Origin of the sequence: Paenibacillus sp. GP183, from assembly GCF_900104695.1 — a bacterium.
Lineage (GTDB): Bacteria > Bacillota > Bacilli > Paenibacillales > NBRC-103111 > Paenibacillus_AI.
In genome coordinates this window covers 568,357-582,106 of the sequence record NZ_FNSW01000001.1, presented here as the reverse complement: position 1 = coordinate 582,106, position 13,750 = coordinate 568,357, and the positions used below count along the sequence as shown (strand labels likewise).

At 45.1% G+C, this 13,750-nt stretch carries 14 protein-coding genes; all 14 read right to left on the bottom strand.

From position 1 onward, the window contains the following. Window positions 1-65: 65 nt before the first annotated feature. Window positions 66-653, bottom strand: coding sequence for a CDP-diacylglycerol--glycerol-3-phosphate 3-phosphatidyltransferase (gene pgsA, locus BLV33_RS02905; RefSeq protein WP_090788133.1), 588 nt, complete (start codon window positions 651-653; stop codon window positions 66-68). Next, on the bottom strand, window positions 650-1,978 hold the full coding sequence (gene rimO, locus BLV33_RS02900; RefSeq protein ID WP_090788131.1) for a 30S ribosomal protein S12 methylthiotransferase RimO: 1,329 nt from the start codon (window positions 1,976-1,978) through the stop codon (window positions 650-652). The genes pgsA and rimO overlap by 4 nt, the downstream gene beginning before the upstream one ends. A 120-nt stretch (window positions 1,979-2,098) precedes the next feature. Then, window positions 2,099-2,590 (bottom strand): YajQ family cyclic di-GMP-binding protein, encoded by a 492-nt coding sequence (locus tag BLV33_RS02895; protein WP_090788129.1) that lies wholly within the window; start codon window positions 2,588-2,590, stop codon window positions 2,099-2,101. A gap of 60 nt (window positions 2,591-2,650) precedes the next feature. Further along, window positions 2,651-3,526 carry a helix-turn-helix domain-containing protein gene (locus BLV33_RS02890; protein ID WP_090788127.1) on the bottom strand — a complete coding sequence of 292 codons (876 nt, stop codon included), beginning with the start codon at window positions 3,524-3,526 and terminating at the stop codon, window positions 2,651-2,653. A gap of 44 nt (window positions 3,527-3,570) precedes the next feature. Continuing rightward, window positions 3,571-4,335, bottom strand: a complete 765-nt coding sequence (locus tag BLV33_RS02885) for a DUF3388 domain-containing protein (RefSeq protein ID WP_090788125.1) — start codon at window positions 4,333-4,335, stop codon at window positions 3,571-3,573. 87 nt (window positions 4,336-4,422) lie between these two features. Next, window positions 4,423-5,295, bottom strand: coding sequence for a hypothetical protein (locus tag BLV33_RS02880; protein ID WP_139305676.1), 873 nt, complete (start codon window positions 5,293-5,295; stop codon window positions 4,423-4,425). Between the two features lie 61 nt (window positions 5,296-5,356). Next, complete coding sequence (locus BLV33_RS02875) at window positions 5,357-5,608, bottom strand: DUF3243 domain-containing protein (RefSeq protein WP_090788121.1); 252 nt, start codon at window positions 5,606-5,608, stop codon at window positions 5,357-5,359. A gap of 93 nt (window positions 5,609-5,701) precedes the next feature. Further along, on the bottom strand, window positions 5,702-6,448 hold the full coding sequence (gene fabG / locus BLV33_RS02870) for an elongation factor P 5-aminopentanone reductase (RefSeq protein ID WP_253186942.1): 747 nt from the start codon (window positions 6,446-6,448) through the stop codon (window positions 5,702-5,704). An 8-nt stretch (window positions 6,449-6,456) separates the two neighbouring features. Beyond that, window positions 6,457-7,746 (bottom strand): EF-P 5-aminopentanol modification-associated protein YfmH, encoded by a 1,290-nt coding sequence (locus BLV33_RS02865; RefSeq protein ID WP_090788117.1) that lies wholly within the window; start codon window positions 7,744-7,746, stop codon window positions 6,457-6,459. Window positions 7,747-7,749: 3 nt separating this feature from the next. Then, entirely contained in the window at window positions 7,750-9,039 is a 1,290-nt protein-coding gene (locus BLV33_RS02860) for an EF-P 5-aminopentanol modification-associated protein YfmF (RefSeq protein WP_090798611.1), read from the bottom strand. 87 nt (window positions 9,040-9,126) lie between these two features. Then, window positions 9,127-9,888 (bottom strand): spore cortex-lytic enzyme, encoded by a 762-nt coding sequence (sleB, locus tag BLV33_RS02855; protein ID WP_090788115.1) that lies wholly within the window; start codon window positions 9,886-9,888, stop codon window positions 9,127-9,129. Between the two features lie 159 nt (window positions 9,889-10,047). Continuing rightward, window positions 10,048-12,552 carry a DNA translocase FtsK gene (locus BLV33_RS02850; RefSeq protein WP_090788113.1) on the bottom strand — a complete coding sequence of 835 codons (2,505 nt, stop codon included), beginning with the start codon at window positions 12,550-12,552 and terminating at the stop codon, window positions 10,048-10,050. 77 nt (window positions 12,553-12,629) lie between these two features. Continuing rightward, window positions 12,630-12,854: a YlzJ-like family protein gene (locus BLV33_RS02845; RefSeq protein WP_090788111.1), complete on the bottom strand. Its 225-nt coding sequence runs from the start codon at window positions 12,852-12,854 to the stop codon at window positions 12,630-12,632. Beyond that, entirely contained in the window at window positions 12,851-13,585 is a 735-nt protein-coding gene (locus BLV33_RS02840) for a ClpP family protease (protein ID WP_139305675.1), read from the bottom strand. Before BLV33_RS02840 ends, BLV33_RS02845 begins: the two co-directional genes overlap by 4 nt. Between the last annotated feature and the right edge of the window lie 165 nt (window positions 13,586-13,750).

Genomic DNA, 13,750 nt, shown 5'->3' with positions numbered 1-13,750 from the left:
TGAGTTTTGCTTTAGCAAAACTGACTTCGTAAGCGTTGCCAAATAGAAAAAAACAATAGGCTGCCCTACTGCGTCTTTTCCGTAAAATCTATCACATGCTTGTTTTTGACAAAATAATCAATTCCTGAGTAAACCGTAATCACCGCAGCAAACCAGCTTGCAATCGTATCAAATGGAAAATTCAAGAATGCAAACGGAAAGTTATTAATCAACAACGCAATGATCGCTGTAATTTGAACCGCGGTCTTCGCCTTGCCCCACTTGCTTGCCTCCATCACGATGCCTTCAAGCAATGCGATTTGTCGAAGTCCGGTTACCGCAAACTCCCGACTGATGATAACAATGGCAATCCAAGCTCCAACCTTATTCATTTCGACCAAAGACACGAGCACAGCCGTTACCAGCAGCTTGTCTGCCAAAGGATCCAGCAGCTTGCCGAGATTCGTGACAAGCTTATTTTTTCTGGCGATATAACCGTCCAGGCTGTCTGTACTGGCAGCTATGATAAAAATGAGAGCAGCGATAATTTGATTATACGTGATGCTGAATTCATCAATTTTAATGTCCGGAAATTTGATCCGGATCAATAAAAAAAACATGATGATGGGCACAAGGAAGATTCTGGCAATGGTGATCCGGTTTGCCAAATTCATGCAACAACCTCCCCGGATAAGTCAAACTCGTAGGAGTGGGTGATGCGCACCTTGGCGATTTCACCTATTTTCAACTGAGCATTGGACACATAGACTTCTCCATCGATCTCTGGCGCATCATATTGGGAGCGGCCGATATAAACATCGCTGCGGCCGTCGTAGCGTTCAATGAGCACGTCGATTTCCTGGCCAATACGGCTGCCGCCGCGGAGATTGGAAATCTCACGCTGAATCTCCATCAAAGTATGGGCACGAAATTCCTTCACTTCGTCAGCAACCTGATCAGGAAGCCGCGATGCTGGCGTATCGTCTTCTTTGGAATACGTGAATACCCCCAAACGATCAAACTGCATATCGCGAACGAATTGCTTCAGATCTTCGAAATCCTCCTTTGTCTCACCCGGAAACCCAACGATGATGGAAGTACGCAGAGCCACATGAGGAATGTTCTCACGGATCTTGCGGACCAGTTCCCTTGCATCCTTCTGCCTGCCGGGTCTGCGCATCCGCTTGAGTATGGCATCCACGCTATGCTGCAGCGGCATATCGATATACTTGCATATTTTCGGATTGGAAGCTATAGTCGCAATCAATTCATCGGTAAAAAAACCTGGGTAGGCATAATGAAGACGAACCCATTCGATACCCGCAACTTCACTCACTTTATTCAGTAAGGCAGGCAGCATGAATCCTTCATAAAGATCGGTTCCATAGTTCGTAGAATCCTGAGCGATCAGGCTGATTTCTTTCACTCCCTGCGAAGCAAGCTGCTCCACTTCTGAGACGATCGATTCCATACTTCGGCTGCGGAAGCTGCCTCTCATGATCGGAATGCTGCAGAAGGTGCAAGCATTGTCACAGCCCTCTGCAATTTTGACATACGCCGTATAGCGGGGTGTCGATACCTTCCTGGGCAGATCTTGATCATAATTAAATACCGGATTGCCTACAAGGATCGGTTTCTTCCCGCGCAGAGCCTCATCGACTATATGATTGATTTTATCAAAATCACCTGTTCCGACGATGCCGTCAATTTCAGGCATTTCCTCCATGAGCTGCTGCTTATAGCGCTGAGTCAAGCAACCGGAAACAATTAATGCCTTTAACTTTGCCGTTTGCTTCAGATCAGCCATATCGAGAATCGTGTTGACCGATTCTTCTTTTGCTGCATCGATGAAGCCGCATGTATTTACAATGATAACGGTAGCTTCTTCTTTTTCTTCTACGAGCTGAAATCCGCGACCATGAATCAACCCCGCCATAATTTCAGAATCCACCAAATTCTTTTCACAACCAAGCGTGACTACCTTTACCTTTTCAGTCATTTCGAGACCTCCATTGATCCTAAACCATCCTTACAAGTATAATACATGCCATTTAGGCATGTCAAAAAGCAAAAGCCCGATTTATCGGGCTTTCTTCATCCAGCTTCATATTATGGAATATTACTTGAGGTTTGTAAATTGCAGATCCAAAGAAATATCCGATTTACGCAAAAGGGCAATAATTTCCTGCAAATCATCCTTGCTCTTACCTGTCACGCGAATCTGGTCCCCTTGAATTTGACTTTTCACCTTGATCTTGGAATCACGAATCAAAATATTGATCTTCTTCGCATTCTCTTGATCGATTCCTTGCTTAAGACTAATTTTTTGCCTTACGGTTGAGGAGGCAGCCGGCTCTACTTTACCATATTCCAGATTCTTCAGAGCGATCCCTCTCTTGGCCATCTTCGCGTGTAAAATATCCAATACATTTTGCAGTTTAAATTCATCATCGGAAATGACGACCAGCTGGTCTTTATCCAAATCGATGGTGCTCTTACTGCCTTTAAAATCAAAACGGGTTGCGATCTCCTTGATGGCTTGTTGGATGGCATTGTTTAACTCCTGCATATCCATCTTGGATACGATATCAAACGAGCTTTCATTACTCACCTTACGAACACCCTTTCACGCGGCTTTATTTCCCGGGCAAGCGCAAAAATCGCCAAATAATCAGCTTTTCTGCAGGTCCAGCTGGATTCTCTTGGGATTCAGCGAATCGCCGACAGTCACGATCGTTCCATTTACGTTAAGCTCCAGAGCCTTTGCGGCTCCAACATTGAGATAAGCCGAGCTGTCGAATAAGAAAGAATCGGTCTCGCCATCTTTGTAAGTCTTTTGCCTTTGCATTGTTTTTTTACCATTCACGTCAATTGTATCAACCTCAATCCAGCAGTCGGCGCTTGAAATTTTCAATTGAAGGGTCAGTTTTTGCGAGCCGGTAACTGTATAGAAATCAACGCCATTTTCACTTTTGTTGAATTTCACAGCTGTCAGAGGCGTCGGAGTTGGTGACGGTGTCGGTGAAGCTGTAGGCGAATGAGTAGGCGCAGCCGCAGTGCTGGGGCTGGTACTAGCTTGTCCTGCCTTCGGATCGGTTCGATCGGTTATCCGTTCAGGCTTATTGTCTATCGTCTTTTCCTGAGACGGAGTCCCCTTTGAGCTTTGAAAGGCATAATAATATATGAGTCCGAGAATCAAAATGACAAAACCAATCACCATAACACTCGATGCAACACGACTCATTTTATCATTATTGCGAGAAAGGCTTCTTTTGCTCTGCAAATTTGAATTAACTGGCTTTTCCGAAACGGATGCAGGCATCGCATTTTGATACAAGCTCAGCACTTCAGCAGGATCCAGGCCCACGGCTTCCGCGTAATTCTTAATAAAAGCACGCACATAAAAGCTGCCGGGAAGAATCTTGTAATTCCCTTCCTCGATAGCTTCCAAATAACGTTTTCTTATCTTGGTTGACTCTTCCAAATCCTCCAAAGAGATTTTTTGGTCCATGCGTGCTTGCTTCAGTAACTGTCCCAATTCAGACACTAGATCACCTCCTGGATGCTCCCTTATGTTGGACGGTTCTTCGATTAAAATGGTTCCATAGTGGATGTGAAGCTGTCATAATTGATTTCTTCATCCGGGTGTTGGCGCAGCTCGATAAAATAATCAAAGTCATTATAAGTGTATTCGGACTCACGTATAAAAATATCCGGATGCTCAATTACTTTAGTTGCAGGCATAGCCATAATCTCTTGCAGCAAGCTGTAATGCTTCTCATTGGATCTAATGGTCGAAACGATTCCGTCGACGATGAATACATTATGGACGGAGGTTTCATCCTCCGATAACTGGCTGCGCACCGTTTGCCTTAGGAGCGTTGAAGAAACGAACGTCCATCTTTTATTCGCGCATACGCTTCCTGCAATAATCGACTCCGTTTTGCCAACACGCGGCATTCCTCTGAGGCCAATGACCTGGTTGCCTTCTCTTTTAAATACTTCTCCCAGAAAATCAACCAATAGGCCAAGCTCATCACGTGTGAAACGAAACGTTTTGCGATCATCGGAATCGCGCTCTATATATCTTCCATGCCTCACAGCTAGAATATCAACCAGTTTAGGCGTACGCAGCGCATTAACTGTGATATTATCTACCTTCTTTAACATTTTACCCAATAAATCAATTTTTTCCTCATCATTTGTTTGCAGCAGCATACCGCGAGTGCGGTCTTCCACTCCATTAATCGTGACAATATTGATGTCGAGCATCCCCATCAGGGAAGCAATATCCCCAAGCAAGCCAGGACGATTTTTGTGGATTTTGTATTCCATGTACCATTCTTTTACGTCCAATACTTCCACCTCATTATTTTCAATACTGTCACGCAAAAGATCTTAAAGGAATTATTTCTACAATATTCATCAAAATCCTCTTTTATTTCATTTTATCAACAATTGTTTCATTTCCTGCCCATTGTATGCTTGAATTCCTTTTACCCAAGTGCGCCCAGTCATCATGTTCAGCCTGCCCGCAAGAATAGCATCCCAATTCAATTCCGCTTCAAGGGGAGCGGTTAAATCGACAACGGATACGCCAATTGTTTTTGCGCGATTCCCAAAGGATGCATCCGTAGGTGCGTTAAAAATAATCCATTTGGATGCATGCAACCGGGTTTGGTAATTAAGCTGATTGAACCAGTCCCCGTTATTGTTCAGCAGAACAATATGGTCAGCTTCCTCGGAAGGCGCCCACTCTGCTGGAATTGGATTCTCGGCGAAGGTTACCCATTCCACGGATTCTTTTTGCGCCAGCATTTGATTTACCCAATTAGTTCTTACATCTGCCGCTTGCTTGGGATCAATTTGCAGGATGGACAGATTATCCGATTTTACAGGAGGCTGCTGCAAGGTCATCTGATCTTGCAGCAGCGTCCATTTGCTGTCTTTATCTTGATCTGCCGCCTGTATGGCTGTCAAGAATAGATCCGTTCCAATAACATATATGTAATCGTAAGGCTTTGACTTGATGGACGTTATCATCGATTCATCGATGGCTGCTTTGTCTTTCATCCATTCAAATGCGATCTGATTGCCAGACCGCCACTCCAGCAGCTTGGACCCAATCTTCTGTTTGACGGGATCGCTTAATTTATCGCTGGTTATCATAAGAACAGAAAGCTTGCTCTCCAAGATTTCCGGTCGAATCACAGGAGTCCCTCTAGTTCCGCATGCGCTTAAAAGAATGCTGCATGAGAAGAGCAGTAATAAAATTGTGCGGTATACCATGATTAACGAAATCCTTTCTTGAAGCAAGCATGGAAAAGCCTCCAGGCAGGAGGCTCTTGCAACAGTTATAGAAATTGTAAAACGCATATTAGACTTTGTCTACTAATTTTACCATAAGTTTGGCAATTGTGCGTCGTTCTTCTTCATTCCCGGCATCCCAAAGTTCCTTGAGCACACGCTCCTCATCATTCTTTGGATCGACTTTAGTTGCCAGGAAATCGCCGATTTGAAAAGCGATTTTGTTTAATGTTTCATCACTCATCCCTGCCCGCTCTGCTTGAGAAACGCGCTCCGAAAGAAATTCCTTCCACTTATCAAATACCTTAAGTACAGTAACCATGTTGTGGTCCTCCTTATTATTGTGAGCATATACTTACACTTAGTAAGATTCACAATGTGCCGAGGAAATATGCAAAACAGCCATTAGCTGAACTCAAGTTAACCAACCGCCATTTGGACTAATAATTTGACCAGTGATATAACCGGATTCCGGAAGCGCCAAAAAGTAAACAAGCGATGCAATTTCATTTGGCAGAGCAAAGCGTCCAACAGGAATTTCGCTCTCAACCGCAGCTTTTTCCTGCGCATTGAATCCCGTCATCATCTTCGTATCAACAGCACCCGGAGCGACAGCATTCACCGTGATCCCCGATGGGGCGAGCTCTTTCGCCAATGCTTTTGTAAAAGCATTCATGCCGCCCTTGGCTGTTGAATAAACAACCTCACAGGAAGCTCCCGATATGCCCCATATGGAAGATACGTTAACGATGCGTCCGTATTTATTCCGGATCATCTGCTCCATGAATACCTGGGTGCAGAGGAAGGCGCCTTTCAGGTTCACTTCCATAACCTCATCCCATATTTCATCTGTCACATCGGATAACAAACCGTAATGGGAAATTCCAGCATTGTTTACCACGATATCCGGGATCATTTCTCGCTGATCCAGCTTCTCCTTCATTTTGAGAATCTGATCTTTAAAGCGCAAATCGGCTGATACCGTTAATACCTTGGATCCGTGCTTCATGCAGGCTCTTGCCACTTCATTGGCCGATTCGTGCGAATTCAAATAATGGATGATCACATTCATCCCTACGGAGGCAAACCGCTCTGCAATGGCAGCTCCGATTCCTCGGCTCGCCCCGGTAATCAATACCGTTTGTTCGGTAAAAGGCTTCATTGCAGCATTCATCCCTCGTCACGGCTCCGCACAATGGATGCAGCTAATTGACCCCAATTGAAATGCCGGCGAAAACGCTCGTTCACCTGATCGAGAGTTAGACTTTCGAACATGGGCAATATGTCGAATAAATCGATGTCCTTGAAGCGATATTTAGTAAACTCATTGGCAATCGATTCAGGTGAGTTGAGCATCCGCAGGAAGTTGCCGATTTTCTTTTTGCGGCTTCGCTCAAAGGTTTCAACATCAAGACCGGTTTTTTTGAGCTTTTCTACCTCTTCCCGAACACGGCTGATCAGCAGTTCAGGGTCCCTGGTGTCGCCGCCAATGACTGAAAAAGCATAGTCCTTACTGCAGTTGTATTCATGGCCAAAATTATCGGAGATCAACTGCTCGTCGTAGAGCATCTGATAAATAGATGAGCTTCCGCTGAACACAATATCCAGCACGACCTTGGTGACTAACTCCAGCTCGAGAAGAGCTTTGCCTTCCGTTCCTGGAGGCTGCTCTTTAAAGCCGAACAAACATTTTGGCAAAGAAACCGGCAGATGAATGAGCTTTTGCGGAATCTCCACGGCAAGCTGTTCTTCCTCGAAGAACCGCTCGATTCGGCCCTGGGGACCAAACGACTTGGCCGCTTGGTTTTCTTTTACAAAGGCAATCACTTCTTCAGGCTTGACACCGCCAACCACAAATAAACTCATGTTGCTGGGATGGTAAAAGGTGTGATAACACTCATAGAGCGTTTCTTTGCTAATCTTCGAGATGGATTCAATCGTGCCCGCAATATCGATACGTACCGGATGAGTCTTATACATCGCTTCAATTAAGCCGAAGTAGCTTCTCCAATCGGAATTATCCTGATACATATTGATTTCTTGGCCGATGATGCCCTTTTCCTTTTCCACATTTTCATCGGTGAAATATGGATTTTGCACAAAATTAATTAAGGTTTGCAGGCTGGTCATGATATCTTCTGTAGCGGAAAATAAATAAGCAGTGCGGTCAAAGCTGGTAAAAGCATTTGCTGAAGCGCCCTGTGAAGCAAAGGTGGAAAACACATCGCCCTCTGGCTCTTCAAACATTTTATGCTCTAAAAAATGAGCTATGCCGTCCGGAACACGCACGTCTTCCTGGCCTTCGACTTTAAAATGATTGTCGACCGATCCATATTTTGTAGAGAAAGTAGCATACGTTTTTTGAAATCCGTCCTTAGGGAGAACATAAACATTTAGACCATTGGAGAGCTCCTCGTGATAAATCGTTTCATTCAAATGTGGATAAGGTATAATCTGCATGACTTAGTCTCCCTTCTGATCCCGTAAAAAGTAAATCGTGTCAAGCTTCACCAGGTTCGCCACCTTCGCGATAGCGCCAGCATCCACCTGAACCACATCTCGAATTAATTCTGGCACGGTTCTTTCTTTGCCCGAAAGTATCAAGTTGAAATCAAAGGAAATTAATTCAAACGCCGAATCCTGGAGTTCGCGCAGATGATTGGAGATCATTGCTCGGGTTTGGCTAAGCTCCTTCTCCGAGATGTCTCCTTGCTCCATGGCTTCCAACTGTTTTAGAATGATCGCAACAGCCTTTTCGTAATTTTGAATCTCGATTCCCGATTGCAGCGTCAATATCCCCTTATGCCCATCCAGACGAGAAGATGCATAATAGGCAAGGCTTTCTTTTTCCCTTACATGGATAAAAAGCTTGGAATGAGGATATCCCCCCAGGACGCCATTATACATGAGAGCAACTGGATACAAATCATCTCCATATGTAACATTGGCTCGAAGACCCATATTCAGCTTTCCTTGGCCGACATCCAGCTTCTCCACTACCGTTTTCACTTGATTCACTTGACTTCTTATTTTGGCAGGCTTGTAGTTGACGTCACCGGTTCTCGGTATGGGAAAAGCTTTATAAACGATATCTTCGACTTCTTTCAGCGTGGTATTTCCTACCACATATATATCTATGGATGACTCACGCATCCATTTTTTATAGTGTTCGTACAACCCTGAAGAGGTAATGGGGGTCAAATCCGATATTTTGCCTAATGGATGCAGACGGTAAGGCTCATCCTTGCACATTTCTTCCACACATCGCTCTGCGGCATAACGAATTTTGTCATTAATGACGGCTTCCAGCCTTTTTTGCAAGGTTTGCTTCTCGGAGTCTACATATTTATCGCGAAAATGATGATCCTCCAGCGCCGGCTTGGTCAGTGTTTCCCCCACGAATTGCAAGCCTTGCCTGAGCAATGACTCCGTACTCGAAACAAAGCGGTCATTGATGATATCCATTCGCATTTGAACAATTTGGTAATCGCCGCGTTTGTATATATCAAATCCAAAGCCGGCCCCATATAATTCATCCAGATGCTCTCTGAACTGCTGGGTTTCCGGGAAAAGCTCGTTCCCTCTTCTAAGCACAAATGGCGTTAATGCCGTTTCAGTGACTTCATTTTCATCCAAAGGCCGGCCGACATAGACCGAAATCGCGAAAGTCTTGAATCGGTCCGTGGGCATGACGTGGATGCGAATATGATTATGGGTGCTCCGCTCAAATTGCAATGGTTTCAAAAAACTCATCTCCCCTTTCAAACCTGCTTAGTATGCTCCCATTATATGCCTATGGAAAGAAAAGAAGCAACCGAGAACGGCTGCTTCCCAGAGAGCTTATTTGCAAAAAATGTGATTGCCAATTGTTTTTACTTGAGGGCGTGACCATATCCATTTGTTCGTGGCGGTTTTAGGATTGAAGTAGTATATGCAATTTCCGGTGGGGTCCATTCCATTAATCGCATCCTTGACCGCTTTCTTGGATTCTGCATTAGGCTCGAGCCAAATTTGGCCATCTGAAACAGCTGTAAAGGCTCCTGGCTGAAAGATAACGCCAGATACCGAGTGAGGAAAGCTGGGGGACTGCACTCTATTGAGAATTACTGCTGCCACTGCTACTTTACCAATGTAAGGCTCCCCCCGGGCTTCTCCATAAACAGCATTCGCCATGAGTTTCATATCTTGAGCCGATAAACCCAAATTGTTGGAGGTCGGCAAATTGGTTGACGGCGATGGTGGGTTGGCAGGTCCGCCGCTTCCTGTAGCAGGCGCAGCTGTCGGTCTCCACTGCTTGGTAGCTTCCCATATTTTCAGCTTTGTTTTGGGGCCGACTACGCCGTCCGCAACCATGCCGAATTCACCTTGAAATCGTTTAACGGCTTGCAAGGTTGTGTACCCGTAATCTCCATCTATGGCACCATGATAAAAACCAATTAGCTTTAATCTGCCTTGCAGTTCATACACATCAGATCCTGTCGCGCCATATCTTACCTCATTCTTGCTGAACGTTTCTCGAACGGTATCCATGTTCTTTAACTGATATGCAGCAAAAAGAACAAAAATGATACAGAATGTTGTGAGGATTAGTCTTTTGTTCATGTCCTTTTTCAACCTCTCTTCGTGTGGCTGACTCCTATTGCTTATTATTAGAAAGCATGTTTGCTTCTATGCACACAAAAAAACACACTCTGTCAGAGTGTGCTGTTTATCTAAGATGAAAAAGCACACACTCTGTCGGAGTATGTGCTCAATCGTACATCAGGAACTGATTCGATTGTGATGGTATTGCTCTATCGACATAAGCACCTCACGGGGCTTGCTGCCTTCATAAGGTCCAACTACGCCTTTGGCTTCCATGGAATCAATCAACCTGGCAGCTCGCGTGTAGCCTACTCTCATGCGGCGCTGTAGCAAGGAAACTGACGCTTGCTTGGCCTCCACTACAATTTGTACAGCTTGATCGTAGAGATCATCTTCGAATTCGTGCTGCTGCTCTGGCTGCTCTTCGAACATGGGAACCAAATCTTCTTGATAATTCGCTTGTTCCTGTGTTCTCACAAAGGTGACGACATCTTCCACTTCTTGATCGGAGAGGAATGCGCCTTGAATACGTATGGGCTTGGAAGCACCAACCGGGAGATAGAGCATATCCCCGCGCCCCAGTAGCTTCTCCGCACCCACCATATCCAGAATGGTCCGTGAGTCGACCTGCGAGGAAACACCAAATGCGATTCGGGAAGGAATGTTCGCTTTAATCACACCGGTAATGACATCGACGGAAGGTCTCTGTGTAGCAATGATCAGATGAATGCCGGCAGCACGTGCCATTTGAGCCAATCTCATAATGGAGTCTTCGACGTCGTTAGCGGCTACCATCATTAAATCGGCTAACTCGTCCACTATGACAACATAGTAAGGCAGCGGATCTTCCTTGGAATTTTCATTCAATAAAGCGTTGTAACCTTCGATATTCCTGGTGCCGCTTTTGGAAAAAAGCTCATAGCGTTTCTCCATTTCCACCACGATCTTTTTAAGCGCCAGAGACGCCCTTCTCGGGTCCGTTACAACGGGTGCAAGGAGATGCGGAATGCCATTGTAAACGTTAAGCTCTACCATCTTGGGGTCAATCATCAGAAATTTGACTTCGTTAGGCTTGGCTTTATATAAAATGCTTGTGATAATCCCGTTGATACAAACGGATTTTCCTGAACCGGTGGCACCTGCCACCAATAAGTGCGGCATTCTGGCCAGATTTCCCACAATAGGTTGTCCGGAAATATCCCGCCCGAGTGTAATGGACATACGGGAGCTTGAATCCTGAAAGGCTGCTGTTTCCATTACCTCACGCATGGTCACGATCGAAACTTCAGTATTGGGTACTTCAATTCCGATTGCAGCTTTTCCCGGGATTGGCGCTTCCATGCGGATATCCTTGGCAGCCAATGCGAGTGCGATATCGTCCGTCAGACTTACAATTCGGCTTACCTTCACACCGACATCCGGTTGAATTTCATAGCGGGTCACGGATGGGCCTCTCACCACTTCCAGCACCTTCGCCCGTACTCCGAAGCTTTCCAAAGTAGCTTCAAGCTTCCTGGCGATTGCCTTATAATCGGCCATATCAGAGCCTTTACCCGTAGCCGGCTTGCCTAATAATGATAACGACGGCAATACATAAGGACGAGCCGCTTTGACTGGATTATTTTCAAATTCAATATGGATAGCTTCTCCATCTTCCTCCGGTAGCGAACCGACCGTCGATGTTTGGGGTTTTGCGGGTTTCACAGACACATCTTCAGCTGACCGAGATTCTTCCTGCTGCACTCGCTCCTGAAAATCACGAATTACAGGAGAAAATGCCGCTTCTTCATGCACTGCAGCAGGAGGCAATGACACTGCTGATTTATAAACGACTTGTTCCGCATCCAAATCTTCATTCTCAAAAGAATCATTACCCGGTGATTTTCCGGTATCCGGCTTTAGAAGCTGGGTAAAAAGCGGCGCTTTTTTCTTTTTCGCAGGTATGAACGCTTCTTCGTCGAACTCATCATCCATTGGAATATAAGGCTCAGCCTTTTTCGGTTTGGATCTCACATTGCCAGAAGCCATCTGAGGCTGTCTCGTTCCGCGATCCTGCAGCCATTCCTTGATCTTCTCGCCCAGATTAAAGCCGGCCAGCTTGAAGCGCCCCTGAAGCATACTGACCACATCGACATAAGATATGCCCGTTGCTAAAATGAAGCCAATCGCAAACAGGGCATATTGGATTAACCTGGCCCCTAGATCAGCAAACAGAAAGTGAAGAGCACTATAGAGCAGCGCTCCGATGATTCCGCCGCCTACTCCTTGTTGAAGCGCTTTAAGGGCAGATTCATTGGAGCTTAAGCCTTTGATCAGAGTGGTCCATGTTTCTGAAATAATGGACCCGTCCGTAAAATTTCCGGTTGGATAAAGCTGGCTGTACAAGTCGATATGATTTTTGATCAACAGGCCAAAAATAAACAGCAGAATTCCCGTTTTTTTTGCGGTCCGCAGCGGAGGCCATCCCCTCTTGATCATGGTATACAGGGCTATGTATATAAAGATTAACGGGATTAATATATCCCAGGTACCTACCATGAAACGAAACATATACATCAATGATTTTCCGACATGGCCCTGTTTGCCAAGAGCTATTACGGAAAATATGAGAATGATGATTCCATAAAGTTCAAACATTAAGCTGGTTTTTAAAGCTTTCGCTTTTTTCTTACGTTTGGCCACGTTTGCCACCCCCAATGAACAATTATAGCATAGTTTCAAAGGGGTAGATACTGGCTTTAGTAGCAAGCTCTAAGAGCTTACGGTATAGTGGGACCATATACAATAAGAGTCCCGGGACAAAGCTCAGGTTTCAAAAAATCCTGCGAATTCACACTGTATAACCTCACTATTCTCGCTTCATTATAGCTGATTCGCTCAACTTGCATAGATACCCCATGCAATTCTATATCTTCATAATGCGGGTTATATTGCTCCATTCCTTGAAAAATCACCTCAGTCGGAATGACAGTGTATAGCGTCATTGGACCAGACCCCCCTCTTCGGGATTCTTTCTAAGCTTCATCAGTCGGTTCAACTCCTGGATGGCTTCACCAATGCCTCCAACTTTGTCGATTAGCCCGTATCTGACTGCATCGGGTCCGGTAACAGAGGTTCCTATATCTTGCGAAAGATTACCTGTTTTGAACATAAGCTCCTTCAGCATTTCTTCCGTAATTCGGGAATGGTTCACAATAAACTTGAGCACTCTCTCCTGCATTCTCTCCAGGTATTCGAAGGTTTGCGGAACACCGATAACCAGCCCGTTAAGCCGTATAGGATGTATGATCATCGTTGCTGTCTCAACAATGAAAGAGAAACTGGAAGAAACGGCAATAGGTACACCTATGCTGTGTCCACCCCCAAGGACGAGGGTAACGGTTGGTTTCGATAACGTAGCGATCATCTCCGCAATGGCAAGCCCTGCCTCCACATCGCCTCCCACCGTATTCAAAATGACAAGGACACCTTCAATTTTTTGATTTTGTTCAGCTGCAACAAGCTGGGGAATAATGTGTTCATATTTGGTTGTTTTATTTTGCGGTGGAAGCACAATATGGCCCTCTACCTGACCTATAATTGTCATGCAATATACATTAGTTTCGGTTGTAGGAGTTGTGGTTTGTCCCAGCTGCTGAATATTCTCCAGTGTCGTATTCCTTCTTATTTCCTCAGTGTTGTTATCTGGCTGATCGGGATTATCCGGTGCTTCCATGTGCATGTCCTCCTTTACATTTACTTTAGGAAATCTTACTACTTAAGCGGCTGCTCTTATTAGCTTTCCTAGTATGGCACCTCAACCAAATATCATGCATGAAAACATGAAAAAACTCCCTCCATTTTCATGGAGAGAGTTTTTATTATTTGCAAAAGGTTCAAG